Origin of the sequence: Streptomyces synnematoformans (genome assembly GCF_039531005.1) — a bacterium.
Taxonomy (GTDB): domain Bacteria; phylum Actinomycetota; class Actinomycetes; order Streptomycetales; family Streptomycetaceae; genus Streptomyces; species Streptomyces synnematoformans.
The window spans coordinates 1-1,202 of sequence record NZ_BAAAPF010000679.1 but is presented as its reverse complement, the minus strand read 5'-3'; the positions used below and the strand labels follow the sequence as shown (position 1 = coordinate 1,202).

1 protein-coding gene and 1 pseudogene are annotated in these 1,202 nt (G+C 74.1%); both read right to left on the bottom strand.

Going from position 1 to position 1,202, the window contains the following annotated elements; all coding sequences use genetic code 11:
• Positions 1 to 205 (bottom strand): annotated as a pseudogene (locus tag ABD317_RS37085) (hypothetical protein); the annotation flags it as partial.
• 51 nt (positions 206 to 256) lie between these two features.
• Positions 257 to 1,202: glycerophosphodiester phosphodiesterase (locus tag ABD317_RS37080; RefSeq protein ID WP_344296495.1), on the bottom strand; the 946-nt coding region annotated here is incomplete at its 5' end.

Genomic DNA, 1,202 nt, shown 5'->3' with positions numbered 1-1,202 from the left:
GCACCTCGGCCCGTACCGCGGCGCGCACCCAGCCCGCGTCCACGGCCACCGCCGCGCCGTCCCGCTCCAGCAGCCGCAGCAGCACGCACTGCTCGACGTCCGCGGCCTCGACCCCGGCCGCGTACGCCCTGGCCGCCGCCGGCGCGCGCAGCAGCGGGCGCAGCGCGGCGGCCGGGCCGTGCTCGTCTGGATGCTCGGTGGCCACACCGGGAGCGACGGGCGCACCGGGGCCGCCGGTTGCCGGCGGCCCGCAGGATCACCCCTTCGAGAGGAAGTCGTCCCGGGCGAGGAGTCCGGTGTCGGGGTTGTCGGTGAAGACGCCGTCGATGCCCGTCTCGAAGTAGACCTGGAACGCGCCGAAGGCGTCGCCGTACTGCGCCGGGTCGTCACCCGTGCGGAAGTCCCGCGGCAGGAAGGCGTTCTCGTTGCGCATCGTGTACGGGTGCAGCACCAGCCCGGCGTCGTGCGCGTCGCGGACGAGGGTGGTGGGCTCCAGCAGCCGGCCGGCGGAGTCCTTCGGGATGACCAGGTCCAGGGTGGGGCCGATGCCCCGGGCGAAGCCCGCGATCCACGCCAGCCCCTCGGGCGTGACCAGGTCCGCGACGGTGCGCGGGTCGCCCGCCTCGACGAAGTCCCACGGCCGCGAGGAGGCACCGCCGAGCAGCACGACGACCGGGGAGTCGACGAGCCCCGCGAGCCGCTCGACGCTGGTGGGCTCGAACGACTGCAGGAAGACCGGCGAGTTGCGCCGGTCCCGGCCGTAGCGGCGCAGCAGCCGCGCCAGCGGCTTCTCCAGCTCCAGGCCGATCGAGCGGAAGTAGGTCGGGTGCTTCGTCTCCACGTGCAGCCACACCGGCCGCCCGGTGCCGCGCCGCTGCCGCTCCGCCCACCGCAGCACCTCTTCGAAGGTGGGCACCTCCCAGCGGCCGTCGTAGAGGGTGTTGCGCTGCCGCACGTCCGCGATGCGCTCCGTGGCGCGCAGCGTCTTCAGCTCGGCGAGGGTGAAGTCCTCGGTGAACCAGCCGGTGATCTGCCTGCCGTCGACCGTCCTGGTCGTCCTGCGGCCGGCGAACTCGGGGTGGTCGGCGACGTCGGTGGTGCCGCCGATCTCGTTCTCGTGGCGGCAGACGAGGTGGCCGTCCCTGGTCGGGACGAGGTCCTGCTCGATGACGTCGGCGCCCATGTCCAGCGCGAACTGGTAC